General features: G+C 68.0%; 11 protein-coding genes. 6 read left to right on the top strand and 5 right to left on the bottom strand.

Going from position 1 to position 14,341, the window contains the following annotated elements:
• The first annotated feature begins 16 nt into the window (after positions 1 to 16).
• The 6 genes from glk to D9R12_RS06955 all read left to right on the top strand — a co-directional run bounded on the left by glk (position 17) and on the right by D9R12_RS06955 (position 5,960).
• Positions 17 to 1,045 (top strand): glucokinase, encoded by a 1,029-nt coding sequence (glk, locus tag D9R12_RS06975; RefSeq protein WP_122229291.1) that lies wholly within the window; start codon positions 17 to 19, stop codon positions 1,043 to 1,045.
• A gap of 164 nt (positions 1,046 to 1,209) precedes the next feature.
• A complete protein-coding gene (locus D9R12_RS15575; protein ID WP_147475060.1) occupies positions 1,210 to 1,398 on the top strand; it encodes a hypothetical protein in 189 nt (62 codons plus the stop codon).
• Positions 1,376 to 3,289 (top strand): phosphogluconate dehydratase, encoded by a 1,914-nt coding sequence (gene edd / locus D9R12_RS06970; protein ID WP_122229289.1) that lies wholly within the window; start codon positions 1,376 to 1,378, stop codon positions 3,287 to 3,289. Before D9R12_RS15575 ends, edd begins: the two co-directional genes overlap by 23 nt.
• A gap of 48 nt (positions 3,290 to 3,337) precedes the next feature.
• The gene (gene eda, locus D9R12_RS06965) at positions 3,338 to 3,997 is read left to right on the top strand and encodes a bifunctional 4-hydroxy-2-oxoglutarate aldolase/2-dehydro-3-deoxy-phosphogluconate aldolase (RefSeq protein ID WP_122229287.1); all 660 of its coding nucleotides are present in this window, start codon (positions 3,338 to 3,340) and stop codon (positions 3,995 to 3,997) included.
• A 222-nt stretch (positions 3,998 to 4,219) separates the two neighbouring features.
• Complete coding sequence (locus tag D9R12_RS06960) at positions 4,220 to 4,657, top strand: DUF2231 domain-containing protein (protein WP_210538806.1); 438 nt, start codon at positions 4,220 to 4,222, stop codon at positions 4,655 to 4,657.
• Positions 4,650 to 5,960 carry a PQQ-dependent sugar dehydrogenase gene (locus D9R12_RS06955; protein ID WP_122229285.1) on the top strand — a complete coding sequence of 437 codons (1,311 nt, stop codon included), beginning with the start codon at positions 4,650 to 4,652 and terminating at the stop codon, positions 5,958 to 5,960. The genes D9R12_RS06960 and D9R12_RS06955 overlap by 8 nt, the downstream gene beginning before the upstream one ends.
• Before the next feature lie 125 nt (positions 5,961 to 6,085).
• On the opposite strand, the gene D9R12_RS06950 is transcribed toward D9R12_RS06955, so the two are convergent.
• The 5 genes from D9R12_RS06950 to D9R12_RS06930 all read right to left on the bottom strand — a co-directional run bounded on the left by D9R12_RS06950 (position 6,086) and on the right by D9R12_RS06930 (position 14,292).
• Positions 6,086 to 9,265 (bottom strand): discoidin domain-containing protein, encoded by a 3,180-nt coding sequence (locus D9R12_RS06950; RefSeq protein ID WP_244671791.1) that lies wholly within the window; start codon positions 9,263 to 9,265, stop codon positions 6,086 to 6,088.
• Positions 9,266 to 9,572: 307 nt separating this feature from the next.
• Positions 9,573 to 10,409: a carbohydrate ABC transporter permease gene (locus D9R12_RS06945; RefSeq protein ID WP_122229283.1), complete on the bottom strand. Its 837-nt coding sequence runs from the start codon at positions 10,407 to 10,409 to the stop codon at positions 9,573 to 9,575.
• A 46-nt stretch (positions 10,410 to 10,455) separates the two neighbouring features.
• On the bottom strand, positions 10,456 to 11,337 hold the full coding sequence (locus tag D9R12_RS06940) for a carbohydrate ABC transporter permease (protein WP_122229281.1): 882 nt from the start codon (positions 11,335 to 11,337) through the stop codon (positions 10,456 to 10,458).
• Positions 11,334 to 12,692, bottom strand: a complete 1,359-nt coding sequence (locus D9R12_RS06935; protein WP_122229279.1) for a sugar ABC transporter substrate-binding protein — start codon at positions 12,690 to 12,692, stop codon at positions 11,334 to 11,336. Before D9R12_RS06935 ends, D9R12_RS06940 begins: the two co-directional genes overlap by 4 nt.
• Before the next feature lie 7 nt (positions 12,693 to 12,699).
• Positions 12,700 to 14,292 (bottom strand): glucoamylase family protein, encoded by a 1,593-nt coding sequence (locus D9R12_RS06930; RefSeq protein ID WP_043291054.1) that lies wholly within the window; start codon positions 14,290 to 14,292, stop codon positions 12,700 to 12,702.
• Positions 14,293 to 14,341 lie beyond the last annotated feature (49 nt).

Here is a 14,341-nt window from a genome sequence, read left to right as displayed (position 1 = left end):
TGCCCCAGGACTCCACATGACCCCACCCGATCCCGCGCAGTGCGTCCTGCTGGCCGACATCGGCGGCACCAATGCGCGCTTTGCGCTGGCCGACACCGGCGCCGACCATCCGTTCCTGGCCGAGAGCACGCGCGAGTACCGCGTGGCCGAGTTCCCCTCGCTCGCCGATACGGCCAGGCATTACCTGGAGCAAACCGGTGCCAAGGTCCGCAACGGGGTGTTCGCGGTGGCCGGACGGGTGGATGGCGACGAGGCCCGCATCACCAACCATCCGTGGGTGATCCAGGTGCCGCGCCTGCGCAGCATGCTGGGGCTGGAGGGGGTCAGGCTGATCAACGATTTCACTGCCCAGGCCCTGGCCGTGTCGCTGCTGACCCCGGCCGACGTGGCCCAGGTCGGTTCGGCCCGCTGGATGCCGTTCGACCTGGCCAGGAAGAGCACCTACGCGGTGATCGGCCCGGGCACCGGCCTGGGCGCCGGCGGCCTGCTGGTCCGTGACGGCAAGCGCATCGCGCTGGACGCCGAGGGCGGCCACGTCAGCTTTCCGCCGGGCAATCCGGAGGAAATCGAGATCCTGCAACGGCTGTCGCGCCAGTTCGGCCGGGTGTCCAACGAACGCCTGATCTGCGGCCCGGGGCTGGTCAACATCCACCGCGCGCTGAGCGAGATGGCCGGCCAGGATCCCGGCCCGCTGCAGCCGGCCGACGTGACCGCGCGGGCGGCAGAAGGCGACGCCCTGTGCCTGCATACGCTGGATGTGTTCTTTGCCGTATTCGGCGCCATCGCCGGCGATCTGGTCCTGACCCTGGGCGCATGGGACGGGGTGTTCCTGTGCGGCGGCCTGGTCCCACGCCTGTTGCCGCAACTGCAGCGCTCCGGCTTCCGCCAGCGCTTTGAAAACAAGGGCCGGTTCTCGCCGACGATGGGCACGATCCCGGTGCTGGCCAACCTGCATCCGCAATCGGGCCTGCTGGGTGCGGCGGCGGCGGCGGCCGAAGCGTTTGGCAATGCCGGCGGAACCCTGCCTACGCCAGCCCACGCCTGACTGGGCTTGCATTGGTATCTTCTCGTCAGTCCATCAGGTGTGTGAGGAAGCGCTAGCAGCCTGTCGGGCTTTGGTGGTCGAGGCGAGAATTCGGCTGTGCGAGGTCAGATTTTCGACGGTTCGCCGGCCCATAGTGGTGCTATGGGCCAAGAAGCGGCGGAAAGATGGACCGCACAGGCGGATTCGCAGCCCGGCCGACCAAAGTCCGACAGGCTGCTAGAATCCTGCCCGATGTCGCGTCGTCGGTGATGGACCTGAAACTGGTATTGCCAGTGGTCTACACGCCGGAAGGCGCGCATCCCCTCTTCGATCCGTTACAAGGCGCCGCCCATGAGCCTGCACCCGCGCATTGAAGCCGTCACCGACCGCATCCGCCGCCGCAGCACCTATCCGCGCCAGGCCTACCTGGAAGTCATCGACGCCAGCCTCAGCGCCGGCCCGCGACGCACCCGCCTGAGCTGCGGCAACCTGGCCCATGCCTTTGCCGCCAGCGGCCCGACCGACAAGGGCCGGCTGCGTGCGGACGTGGCCCCGAACCTGGGCATCATCACCGCCTACAACGACATGCTCTCGGCCCACCAGCCGTTCCAGACCTATCCGGACATCGTCCGCCAGGTGGCGCGCGAGCTGGGCGCCACCGCACAGGTCGCCGGCGGCGTGCCGGCCATGTGCGACGGGGTGACCCAGGGCCGGCCGGGCATGGAGCTGTCGCTGTTTTCGCGCGATGTGATCGCCCAGGCCACCGCCATCGCGCTCAGCCATGACATGTTCGACGCCGCGCTCTATCTGGGCGTGTGCGACAAGATCGTGCCGGGCCTGCTGATCGGCGCGCTGGCCTTCGGCCACCTGCCGGCGGTGTTCGTGCCGGCCGGGCCGATGACCCCGGGCATCCCGAACAGGGAAAAAGCCGCGGTGCGCGAGCGCTACGCCGCCGGTGAGGCCACCGTCGAGGAACTGCTGGAAGCCGAATCGGCCAGCTACCACAGTGCCGGCACCTGCACCTTCTACGGCACCGCCAATTCCAACCAGACCTTGCTGGAGGCCATGGGCCTGCAGCTGCCGGGCAGCTCGTTCGTCAATCCGGACACGCCGCTGCGCCAGGTGCTGACCCGGGCCGCGGCCGAGCGCGCCCTGCACATCACCGCGCTGGGCCAGGACTACCGCCCGATCGGCCAGCTGGTCGACGAGCGCGCCATCGTCAACGCGATCGCCGCGCTGATGGCCACCGGCGGTTCGACCAACCACACCATCCACTGGGTGGCGGTGGCGCGCGCGGCCGGCATCGTGCTGAGCTGGGACGACATCGACGAGATCTCGCAGACCGTGCCACTGCTGGCGCACGTGTATCCCAATGGCGAGGCCGACGTGAACCGTTTCGCCGCCGCCGGCGGCACCCAGTTCGTGTTCCGCGAACTGCTCGATGCCGGCCTGATGCACGACATCCCGACCATCGTCGCCGGCGGCATGCGTGCGTACTGCGACCAGCCGCGCGTGGCCGATGGCCGCCTGGGCTACGCGCCCGGCGTTGCCAGCAGTGCCGACGACACGGTCCTGCGCCCGGTGTCCAACGCGTTCGAGTCCCAGGGCGGGCTGCGCCTGCTGCGCGGCAACCTGGGCCGTGCGCTGATCAAGGTCTCTGCGGTCAAGCCCGAATACCGCCGCATCCACGCTCCGGCCGTGGTGGTGGACGACCCGCGCAGCCTCAACGCGCTGCATGCCGCCGGCGCGCTGCCGCACGATTTCGTCGCGGTGGTGCGCTACCAGGGACCCAAGGCCAACGGCATGCCGGAACTGCATTCGCTGGCCCCATTGCTGGGCCTGCTGCAGAACCAGGGCCGGCGGGTGGCGCTGGTCACCGACGGGCGCCTGTCCGGCGCCTCGGGCAAGATCCCCGCCGCCATCCACCTCACCCCCGAGGCGGCTGCAGGCGGCCCGCTGGCACGGCTGCGCGAAGGCGACATGATCCTGCTCGATGCCCAGGCCGGGATCCTGGAGGCACAGGTCGATGCGCAGGAATGGAAGCTGCGTACCCTGGCCCCCAACACGACCAGGCCTTCGCACAACCTGGGCCGCAACCTGTTCGCCTTCAGCCGCGCCTTCGTCAGCCCGGCCGACGAGGGCGCGCTGTCGATCTCCTGCGGCCCGCCCTCGCCCGAGCACGGCTGGGAAGAGGTGGATGCCGAATACGAACTGGGCCACGACGCCCAAGCTGCCGCCGCGCCGCACGAAGCCAAGGACGCCTGACCGGCGCCTGGGGCGCCGCCGCCTTTTCATTTCGCACAGGACCGACCGATGATCATCTCCAAGCGCCAGCAGCAGACCGAAGACCTCCTGTCACGCGCCGGCATCCTGCCGGTGGTGGCCGTGGATACCCTGGACCAGGCCCGCGGCGTGGCCAACGCGCTGCTGGAAGGCGGCTTGCCGGTGATCGAACTGACCCTGCGCACGCCGGTGGCGATGGATGCCCTGGCCACCCTGAAAAAGGAACTGCCCGATTTCGCGATCGGCGCCGGCACGGTGCTGACCATCGACCAGATCGGCCAGTGCGTGGGGGCCGGCGCCGACTTCCTGGTGACCCCCGGCACCCCGACCCACATGGCCGAAGCGCTGGCCAGTGCGCCGGTTCCGGTGATCCCGGGTGCGGCCTCGCCGACCGAACTGCTGACCCTGCTGCACCTGGGATTCCATGTGTGCAAGCTGTTCCCGGCCAGCGCCGTGGGCGGCCTGGCGATGATCAGGGCCCTGCACAGCCCGGTGCCGCAGCTCAAGCTGTGCCCCACCGGCGGGATCACCGAGGCGAGCGCGGCCGAATACCTGGCCCAGCCCAACGTGGTCTGCGTCGGCGGCTCGTGGATGGTGCCCCGGCAGTGGATCCAGGCCGGCGACTGGACCTCGATCCGCGACAGCGCCGCGCGCGCGGCGCAGATCGTCCGCCAGGTGCGCGCCGGCTGAAGCGCTGGTCGCCTGCTCTCGTGCCCCGCAAAACCGTCTTCCGAGGCGGTTTTTTTCATCGCGCCTGGCCAGGCCGGTCAGCTGACGCCCGGCCAGGGGCCGGCCATCGCCACGCGCCCTCGACACCGCGGCGGTGAGAGTGTCCTGACCGGCCCAGGCGTGCGCCCACATCGGGCGCGCCCCAGCAATGTCCTTTTTCATCACCCGCATCGAGACCTGTCCATGAAGCCACAACCGCACCGCTCCGTGGTGGCCAACGCCATCTATGGCCTGCTCAACCCGATCCCATTCGGGTTCTTCGTCGCTGCCCTGATCTTCGACATCACCTATGCCAACACCGGCGTCATCCTGTGGATGAAGGCCGCCGCGTGGCTGATCGTCATTGGCCTGGTGATTGCCATCATCCCGCGCCTGATCAACCTGGCCCAGGTCTGGATCACGGCGCGGCGCACTGCGCTGGGCGCGGACAGGCTGGATTTCTGGCTCAACCTGCTGGCCATCGTGGCCGCCATCTTCAACGCCTTCGTCCACAGCCGCGACGCCTATGGCGTCATCCCGGCCGGGGTATGGCTCTCGGCGGTGACCGTGCTGCTGCTGGCCGTCGGCCATGTGGTGATCGCGGTGCGCAATACGGCTGCGGGAGGCTATGTCCATGGCTAAGTCCATCTTTGGCCGTACCCTGGCCCTGGCCTGCCTGGCCCTGCTGGGCGCCTGCAGTGGCAAGGCCGAACTGCAGCCGGTCCAGCAGTCAGGCAGCGCGCCGCCGCTGCCGCCGCCCAAGCACTTCCTGGTCCCGCCGATGCAGGTTCCCAAAGGCGTGGGCTGGAAGGACGGGCAGACGCCCACGGTCGCCCCTGGCCTGAAGATCGAGAAGATCGCCGGCGGGCTGATGCATCCGCGCCAGCTCTACGTGCTGCCCAACGGCGATGTGCTGGTGGTCGAGGCCAATGGCCCGGGCCTGGAACCGGTGACCACACCCAAGCAGCTGATCGCCAACAAGATCAAGGCCCTGTCCGGCAAGAGCGGCAAGGGCGGCAACCGCATCACCCTGCTGCGCAGCAGCGCCGATGGCAGCTGGGAAAAACACGTCTTCATCGAGGGCCTGCACTCGCCCTTCGGCGTGCAGCTGATCGGTGATTGGCTGTACGTGGCCAACACCGACAACATCATGAAGTTCCCCTACAGCCCGGGCCAGACCAGCATCAGCGCGCCCGGCACGCTGTTCACCGACCTGCCCGGCACCATCGAGCACCACTGGACCAAGGCGTTGCTGGCAAGCCCGGACGGCAGCAAGCTGTACGTGGGCGTGGGCTCCAACAGCAACATCGGCGAGAACGGCCTGGATGTGGAATACCGCCGCGCCGCGGTGCTTGAAGTGAACGTGGCCAGTGCCGGCAGCCGGATCTTCGCCTCGGGTATCCGCAACCCGACCGGGCTGCAGTGGGAACCGCAGACCGGCACGCTGTGGGCCATTGCCAACGAGCGCGACGAGATCGGTGCCGACCTGGTGCCGGACTACCTGACTTCGGTCCGGGAGGGCGGCTTCTACGGCTGGCCCTACAGCTACTACGGCCAGCACCTGGACCCGCGGGTCAAGCAGCAGCGTCCGGACCTGGTGGCCAGGGCGCTCAAGCCCGATTACGCGCTGGGGTCGCACGTGGCCGCGCTGGGGCTGTGGTTCTCGCAGGACAACGCCTTGCCGGCCAGGTACCACGGCGGCGCGTTCGTGGCCGAACACGGCAGCTGGGACCGCTCGCCGCTGAGCGGCTACCAGGTGGTGTTCGTGCCGTTCCAGCAGGGCAAGCCCACTGGCCTGCCGCAGACGGTCGTCAGCGGCTTCCACTCCGAGGACGAGAAGCGGCTCTACGGTGCGCCGGTCGGCCTGGCCCAGGATCGGGACGGCGCGCTGCTGATTGCCGACGATGTCGGCGACACGGTCTGGCGGGTGACGGCCTCGCCCTGATCCAATCGGGCCGCCGGCGCCCCGGCCGAGCACCGAAAGGCCACCTGCAAGGGTGGCTTTTCATCGGCATCGAGGTGGACGCGCCGCGATAGATGGGCCGGTGAAGGCGACCGGTCGCGCCGCGCTCAGGGCGCGGCCACCTGCACGGTGGCCGGCAGCTGCCTGATGCGCAGCGCGTTGCCATCCCATCTGGCCGGCTTGCCATCGATGGTGGCCTTGCCCGGTGCCCCGGCGTAGGGCCAGGGCAGCACCAGGCCGCCCTTGGGCAGCGTGAGGCCCGAAGCCGGCAGCTCCAGCTGCAGCATGCCGGCCTGGCGCCGCAGCGAATACGCCAGCTGCCCGTGCGGGGTGCGCAGGCCGCTGATCGCGATGCCCGGCCCGTCCAGCCATGCCGTGGGAATGCCCGCCGCCAGCACGATGCTGTCATCGTCCTCGCGCGTGTAGGCGAACATGTCCAGCGCGGTGCGCACGAAATCCGAGCCCACCCACGCATGCGGCAGGTCGCCAAGGAAGAACGGCGTGCGCGGCGTGTGGGAGACCACCTCGGCCCACTGGTTCCAGGCCAGCGGGGTGCGATGGCCAAAGAAGAACGCCGCCGCCGCGTTGGCCCGTTCGCGCCAGCCCAGGCGCACGAAGGCCGCCACGTTGCGCCATTCGTAGGGGGTGTAGTCCTTCCATGGGCGCTGGCCATTGGCACGCGTCTGGAAGTCGACCCAGTAGCGCTCGAAGGTGTTGTTGAGCAGTGGCTGCGGCAGGCTGGCCTGCTCGCCGGCCGGCGCCAGCGCGATGGTGGTCGAGGTTGGATCGAAATCGCCCAGCTCGGCCGAGCCCGGGATGAAATCCACGTGGTGCTGGCGCGCCGCCAGCTCCAGCGAGGCCATCAGGTCGGCGTGGAACTGATCGCGCGAGGCCGCCATGCGCTTGGCTTGCTCGGTCTTGCCCAGCAGCCTGGCCAGCACCACCGCGTCCTTGTAGCCACGCAGCGCCCAGAAGTTGTCCCAGTACGAATGCACCGGCTTGGCCGAATAGCCTTCGTGGCTGATCGACACCGGCATCATCCCGTAGAACGCCGGGTTCTTCAGGCGATTGGCCTCGGTGCGCTCGGACAGGCGCAGCTTCTCCATGTAGCGGTAGGCGCCTTCCACGTGTGGCCACATGCGCTGCACGAAAGCGGCATCGCCGCTATAGCGCCAGTAGTCGGCGATGGCGAAGATCAGCTCGCCATGGCTGTCGTTTTCCGGCACCGGATCGCTGCCGCGGCGGTCCACGCAGCACGGCACCATGCCGTCCTTGAACTGGTACGGCGCATACCACTGGATGTACTCGCGCACCACCTCGGGCCGGCCCATGCGCAGCAGGCCTTCGGAGATCATCGCCCCGTCGCGGATCCAGCTGCGGTTGTAGGAGCGGGTGCCCGGCTGCAGGCGCGGGCCCACGCGCGAGATCAGCATGTGCGCGGTGGAAGTGCGCAAGGTATCGACCAGCGGTTGGCCGGCGGCCGGCACGCTGAAGCGCACCCGGTCCAGCTTGTCGCGCCACATCGCCGCCACCGCATCTTGCCGCGCCTGCGCGCTGCACTCGGGCGCGGTCGCCTTCTGCGCACACCTGGGCGTACCGGTCATCGGGATGCGCAGGTCGAACTCGCGCGACTCACCGGCGGCCAGGGTGAGCTCGTACACGAACGCGCCGGAAGCCAGGCCGGTCTGATCGACCACGCTGGTGGATTCGGGCAGCACGTCCTCGGTCAGGTGCGAGACCGCCATGCCGCCATCGAAGCTGCTGGCAAACACCGCATCGGGCGCCTGCGAGGCAAACACCCGCGGCGCGCCGTTGACGCTGGCGCTCGTGCCGGAAAAGGACAGCGTCTCGATCCGGCTGATGCCGCCCTGCACGCTCAGGAACTGGGTCGGCGGATTGACCTGGAACGGCCGCAGCGCCAGCGCCAGCCGATAACCACGCGGCACCTCGCCCGGATTGTGCAGGCGGTAGCGCACCACCAGCTGGGCATCGGCCGGCGTGCCATCGGCGAAGGCGGTGGTGGTCAGCTGCAGCGCGCGATGGCGCCACTGGACGCTGGGGATCGGCAGGTAGCCGTCCTGCAGGGACTGCGCTTGGGTGACGTCGGCCCAGCCCACCAGTTGCCCGTCGGTGACCACGAATGGCTCGATCGTGAAACCGCCACGGGCCACTTCCACCGCGCCGTCCTCGCCGATCAGCCCCTGCTCGGTGCCGCCATCCAGGCCGATGATGGTCCAGTACGGCTGCTGGCCGCTGAAGCCACGCGGGAACCAGCCCCGGGGCGATTGCGCGGCAATGGTCCTGACCACCTCGTTGGGCGTGGCCGAGAACGCCAGCGGCAGCACCTGCAGTTCAGACAGGCCGAACGAGCCATGCGGCCCTTGCACCGGCAGCAGGCGCACATAGCGCGCCTGGGTTTCGGGCAGCGCGATCCAGTCGGTGCCGCCGTTGCCGCCCACCACCGCACGCGCATCGCGCCACTGCTGGCCCTCATCGGACAGTTGCAGCAGGTAGTCGGCGGCGTGTTCGCCCGGCTTCCAGACCAGCTTGAGCCCGCCGAATTCGCGCAGCCTGTGCAGGTCCAGGATCAGCTGTGGCGGCGTTGGCGCATCGAAATCCGCATACCAGGCCGTGTCCGCGTTGCCGTCCACCGCCTGGTTCGCATTGCTGCCGATGTTGGCCACCGAGGCGCTGGCCGAGCCGGTGAGCGGGCTGTCGTCCTGCGCCGGCAGCGGTGCGAAGGTCAGTGCATCCAGGCACACCGAACCCTTGCCGCCGGCGTTGTTGTAGACGGTCAATTCCAGCCTGGCGCTGTGGCGCAGGGTCTTGTCCGGGTCCGGTCCCCAGGCCTTGTCGATGTGGCGCTTGCGATAGCTCACCGGCGTCCAGCTTTCCGGGAAATCGTAGCCGGGCCGGTTGACCCACCACACGTTGTCGCCGGATGCATCGATCAGCTTGAACTGCAGGTCGTTGGCCGGCGAATGGCCGCGGATCTGAAAGTCGAAGCGGTAGTTGTCCGGGTAATCGATGTCGACCACCTTCTGCAGGCCGGCATAGCCGGACACGCCGTGGTAGTCGTAGTCCAGGCACAGCGCCTTGCCGCCGTCGGCGCCAGGCACCACGCGCAGGGCGGCGGTGACCTGGTTGGAGGTCACCACCTTCCAGCTGGCCGGGTCATCGAAGCTGTCGATGACCCGCTCCTGCGCGGGCGCGGAGGTGGCCGCGCCGGCCAGCAGGGACAGGGCGAGAAAAGTCGAATGCGACGGCGGAAGATGGGTGGAGGTCATGGAAAGTTTCCGCAGGACATCAGGAACTGCAAGGGCGGCAAAAAGAACTGCAAGGGCGGCAAAAAGCCCCTCTCCCACCGGGAGAGGGGTTGGGGTGAGGGTCCGGCGCACCCCGGCTCCGGGGCGTCCGGCCCGGCCATCCATGGCCGGGCGTTCGGCGCCTTGCGCGCCAGTGGCGCGGGTCCGGCCACACCTGGTTTCATGCTGCCATCCGTGGCGCGGCACCTCGGCTCCGGGGCGTCCGGCCCGGCCATCCATGGCCGGGCGTTCGCGGCCGCGCGCGCCAGTGGCGCGCAAGCGCGGCCGCTCACCCCTTCACGCTTCCGAGGAGCAGGCCCTGGATGTAGTAGCGCTGCAGCAGCAGGAACAACACCAGCACCGGGACCACGGTGACCACCGCCCCGGCCATCATCATTTCCACGTCCATGACGTGCTCGCGCGACAGCGACGCCAGGGCGACCGGCAAGGTGTAGCGGTCCTGGTCGGTCAGCACGATCAGCGGCCACATGAAGTCATTCCATGCCGCCATGAAGGTGAAGATGGACAGCGTCACCAGCACCGGCTTGAGCATCGGCAACACGATCTGGAAGAAGATCCGCATCTCGCCGGCGCCATCGATGCGCGCGGCCTCCAGCAGCTCGTCGGGAATGCTGCGCGCGTACTGGCGGACCAGGAAGATGCCGAACACCGTGGCCAGGGCCGGCACGATCACCCCGCCGAAACTGTTGATCAGGTGCAGCTGCTTCATCAGCAGGAACAGCGGCAGCATCGCGACCTGCGCCGGGATCACCAGCGCGGCCAGCAGGACCTGGAAGATCCGATCACGCCCGGCAAAGCGCAGCTTGGCGAATGCATAGCCGGCCATGGTGTTGAACAGCAGCGCGCCCAGCGTGATCGCGATCGACACGATCAGGCTGTTGATGAAGTTGCGGGCCATGCCGGTGCGCTCGAACAGGGCGTGGTAGTTGGCCAGGGTCGCGACGCTGGGCAACATCGGCGGCGGGAACCGGCTGGCTTCGCCGGCCGGCATGAACGAAACCGACACCATCCACGCCAGCGGCGCCAGGCTGATGATGGCCACCGCCAACAGCGCGCCATTGACCAGGATCGCGTTCCAGCGCGACTGACCGACTTCGCGGCTCATACACAATCACCCGCGCTTGGAAGCGCGCGCTGCGCTTGTGAGGGATTCATACCAGGTCCTTTCTGCGCCCCAGGCGCAGCATCAGGGTGGTCACCGCCAGGATGATCAGGAACAGCATGAACGCCACCGCCGAGGCACGGCCCAGATTCCACCACTTGAAGCCCTCCTCGAACATGAAATACAGCACGCTGACCGTGCTCTGCAGCGGGTCGCCGCGGGTCATGACGTAGGGCTCGGCAAACAGCTGGAAATAGCCGGAGATGGTGATCACCCCGACCACCAGCAGCACCGGCCCCAGCATCGGCAGGGTGATGTGCAGGAACTGCTGCCAGCGATTGGCACCGTCGATGCGCGCAGCCTCGTACAGGTCCTGCGGGATCGCCTGCAGGCCGGCCAGGAAGATCACCATGTTGTAGCCGAAGTTCTTCCACACCGCGAACAGCATGATGGTGGGCATCGCCCAGTGCGGGTCGCCCAGCCAGTCGATCGGGTCGATGCCCAGGTGCGCCAGCGCGTAGTTCACCAGGCCGTAGCGGGTGTGGAACAGGTAGCGCCAGATCACCGCCACCGCCACCAGCGTGGTCACCACCGGGGCGAACAGGGCGGTGCGGAACAGCGCCTTGAAGCGCGCCGCCGGCGCGTTGAGCAGCAAGGCCGCGCCCAGCGAGGCGGCGATGGACATCGGCACGCCCAGGATCACGAAATAGGTCGTGTTCCACAGCGACTTCCAGAACATTGGCGTGCCCAGCAGGTCGATGTAGTTGCCCAGCGCGACAAACCGCAGGTTGTGCAGGTTGGCCAGCGCATACAGGTCGAAGTCGGTCAGGCTCAGGGCCAGCGCCGAGAGCACCGGCAGGCCGAAGAACACGCCCAGCACCACCAGCGAAGGCCCGGCGAACACCCAGCCGGCAAGCGTGTTGTGTTTCATGGCGACGCCCCTGCGGTGCCGGCGTCAGTGTGGTCGCGCTGGTACATCCAGCGGCGCTTGGCCAGGATCTGGTCCACGCGCCTGTCCAGTTCGGCCAGTGCAGCGTCCTGCGGCTGCCCGCCGCGCACCACCCGCTCGGTGGCCAGGCGCATCTCCTGCACGATGCGTTCCCACTCCAGCACCTTGGGGGTGGGCTTGACCCGCTCGAGCTGGTCGGCGAAGGCCCGTGCCAGCGGATCGCTTTCCAGCTCCGGCGTGCGCCAGGTCGAACGGCGCGGCGGCAGATCGCCGATCATCGCGTGGAAGCGCTGCTGGATATCCGGGCGCGAAAGGAACTCGACCAGCTTCCACGCCGCATCCTTGTGCCGGGAGCCTTGAAACAGCACCAGACTCGAGCCACCGGCAATCCCGGCGCCCGGTCCGTGCGGACCGGGCAGCGGCATGGTGCCCCACTGGTCCTTGAGGTTTTCGGGCGCACGGTTGCGGAATTCACGGATGTTCCAGGGGCCGGAGAAATAGAAGGCGAAGTAGCCGTTGAAGAACTCGTCCCAGACATTGGAGACCTGGGTTTCCGAGGCCAGCGGCGCCCACTGCCGGGCAAAGATGTTGGCATAGAAGGCCAGCGCCTTGCGGAAGCCCGGGCTCTGGAAGTTGCCGCGGTTGTTGTGATCGCGCAGCAGCGGATCGTCCTGCTGCAGGCCCAGCGAGAGCTGCTGCTCGAACTCGTTCAATGGCATCAGGATCGCATAGCGGTCCGGGCCCACGTACGCCTTGACCTGGGCCATGGCCGTGTTCCACTGTTCCCAGGTGTCGATGGGCAACTTGACCCCGGCCTGGCGCAGGATGTCCTTGCGATAGAACAGCAGGCGCGTGTCGACATACCAGGGGATCCCGACCAGCTGGCCGTCGATGACGTTGGTCTCCCAGATCCCGGGGAAGTAATCGTCCTGCTTCACCACCTCCGAGCCCTGCACGTAGGGCTCCAGCGGGGTCAGCGCATCGAGCGCGGCGAACTCGGCAATCCAGGTGTTGCCCAGCTGGCAGAGGTCCGGCAGCGTGTCGGCGGCGAAGGCAGTGAGCAGCTTTTCATGGGCAGCGGTGAGGGGGATCTGCTGCATGTCCACGCGGATGCCGGGATGGGCCTTTTCGAACTCCGGCAGCAAGGTGCTGATGACCTCGCCCTCGCGCCCGATCGCCCAGAAGCTCACCGTGGTCGTGTCCGCCGGCGTGCGGCTGCAACCGCTGCCCAGCACCGAGACGGCCGCAGCCAGGCCGAGCGCAAGCACTGTGCCGACGCGGGCGCGGAGGCGACGCGCCGTCACCCGGCCGGCAAAGGGAAATCGCGCGAACGGCATGCCGGCCTTACTCGGGCTGCTGCGGACGCTGCGGCGTCTGGGTCGGCTGCCGGTTGGCGCGCGATTCGGCCGTGCCCAGCGCGCGCGCGGTGGCCGCGTCCATCTGGCCCGGGCCTTCGGCGGCCGGCGCCTTCGCGGCGGGTTTGGGCTTTTCGCCCTCCTCGGCCGCCAGCCAACCGCCCTTGAAACCGGCCCGCTCCAGTCCCCTGCGGATGTGCGGGTTCTTCTTCATCACCTCCCAGACGAAGTCGTTGCGGTAGTTGGCGATCATGGCCAGGATCGGGCCCTGGTCGATGCCGATGTAGTCACTGGCCACCCAGCCGTTGCCCGGCACGATGCGTCCGGTCTTGAGCGGGATGTCGTAGGTGAAGCTGCGGTTGAACGAGTCCAGGAAGCCGTAGCTGGAATACAGGTAGTCGCCAAAGCGCCTGTGCATTTCCTCGGTGGCCGGGATCACGATCTCCGGCGCGAACGGCAGCGAGGCGATCGCTGCGGTCGGGGCGATGGTGCCGTCATCGAAGTTGTCGCGCAGGCCGGCGCCGCGTGCAGAATAGTGGCGGAACTCGCGCTGTTCGCCGCGGTATTCCTGCAGGGTCTGCTGCGGGCCATCGCCGGCGGTCAGGCCCCACACGTTCTCGCCGTAGTCCTTCCACTTCATCGGATTGGCGATGGCGTACTGGCGATGGGCATAGGCGGCGCGGCGGCTGTTTTCGAAGTAGTCCATGCCGTGTTCGCGCATGAAATCGTCCTGGATGCCGCGGAAGTCCACCCACACATGGGTGTACTGATGGGTGAACAACGGACCGTAGGACAGGTATTCCTGGCCCTGGTAGACGCCCCAGATCTCGTTGTAGGTGCGCGTCCACACCTGCCAGGCATCGGGTTCGACCGCATGCGTGGGCGAGCCCAGCGCCAGGATGTAGACCATCATGCCTTCGCTGTAACCGGTCCAGTCATGGTTGATGAACTCGCTTTCGGGGAACCAGCCCATCGAGATCAACGGCGAGCGTGGCTGGATCCAGGTCCAGTCCACGCGCCGGTAGATCTGCTCGGCCAGCTCGCGGATCTGCTTCTCGCGCGGATCGTCCTTGTCGTAGTAGGACTGGGCAAACAGCACGCCCATCAACAGCAGCGAGGTATCCACCGTGGACAGCTCGACCCAGCTGCTGAAGCGCTCGCCGGTCTGCATGTCCAGGAAGTGGTAGTAGAACCCCTTGTAGCCGGCCGTGCCGGTCGGCTGCTTGCCCTGCTTGAGCCCTTGCAGGAACTTCAGCGTGGTCAGGGTGCGGTCCACCGCCTGGTTGCGACTGACCCAGCCGTTCTCGATGCCGATCGGATAGGCGGTCAGGGCAAAGCCCACCGATGCCACCGAGGCGAACGGGCGCGACGGATAACGGTCGGGCGTCAGGCCATTGACTTCGTTGGTGGTGTCCCAGAAGAACTGGAAGGTGCGGCGCTCGATGTCGCGGAACAGCGGCGACAGATCGGGCTTCTTGTCTTCCACGGGCAACTCCACGGGCGGACGACCAGTGACCTTGATCGGTTTGATCGGGGTAGGCGCGGGCCTGCTGTCGCAGGCGGCCAGCAGGACCACCAGCATGCCCGTCGCGACCGGCACCAGCGGAGGAAGGAAATGGCGAATCTTCAAG

The sequence above is a fragment of the Pseudoxanthomonas spadix genome (assembly GCF_003703395.1).
Taxonomy (GTDB): Bacteria; Pseudomonadota; Gammaproteobacteria; order Xanthomonadales; family Xanthomonadaceae; genus Pseudoxanthomonas_A; species Pseudoxanthomonas_A spadix.
This window is presented reverse-complemented; position numbering and strand designations above follow the sequence as displayed.

Coding starts and splice junctions, on each gene's coding strand:
- D9R12_RS06960 (WP_210538806.1), top strand. CDS start 4,220: ATGAAGCCACAACCGCACCGCTCCGTGGTGGCCAACGCCATCTATGGC.
- D9R12_RS15575 (WP_147475060.1), top strand. CDS start 1,210: ATGGACCGCACAGGCGGATTCGCAGCCCGGCCGACCAAAGTCCGACAG.
- D9R12_RS06945 (WP_122229283.1), bottom strand. CDS start 10,409: ATGAGCCGCGAAGTCGGTCAGTCGCGCTGGAACGCGATCCTGGTCAAT.
- D9R12_RS06930 (WP_043291054.1), bottom strand. CDS start 14,292: ATGCTGGTGGTCCTGCTGGCCGCCTGCGACAGCAGGCCCGCGCCTACC.
- D9R12_RS06955 (WP_122229285.1), top strand. CDS start 4,650: ATGGCTAAGTCCATCTTTGGCCGTACCCTGGCCCTGGCCTGCCTGGCC.
- edd (WP_122229289.1), top strand. CDS start 1,376: ATGAGCCTGCACCCGCGCATTGAAGCCGTCACCGACCGCATCCGCCGC.
- glk (WP_122229291.1), top strand. CDS start 17: ATGACCCCACCCGATCCCGCGCAGTGCGTCCTGCTGGCCGACATCGGC.
- D9R12_RS06935 (WP_122229279.1), bottom strand. CDS start 12,692: ATGCCGTTCGCGCGATTTCCCTTTGCCGGCCGGGTGACGGCGCGTCGC.
- eda (WP_122229287.1), top strand. CDS start 3,338: ATGATCATCTCCAAGCGCCAGCAGCAGACCGAAGACCTCCTGTCACGC.
- D9R12_RS06940 (WP_122229281.1), bottom strand. CDS start 11,337: ATGAAACACAACACGCTTGCCGGCTGGGTGTTCGCCGGGCCTTCGCTG.
- D9R12_RS06950 (WP_244671791.1), bottom strand. CDS start 9,265: ATGACCTCCACCCATCTTCCGCCGTCGCATTCGACTTTTCTCGCCCTG.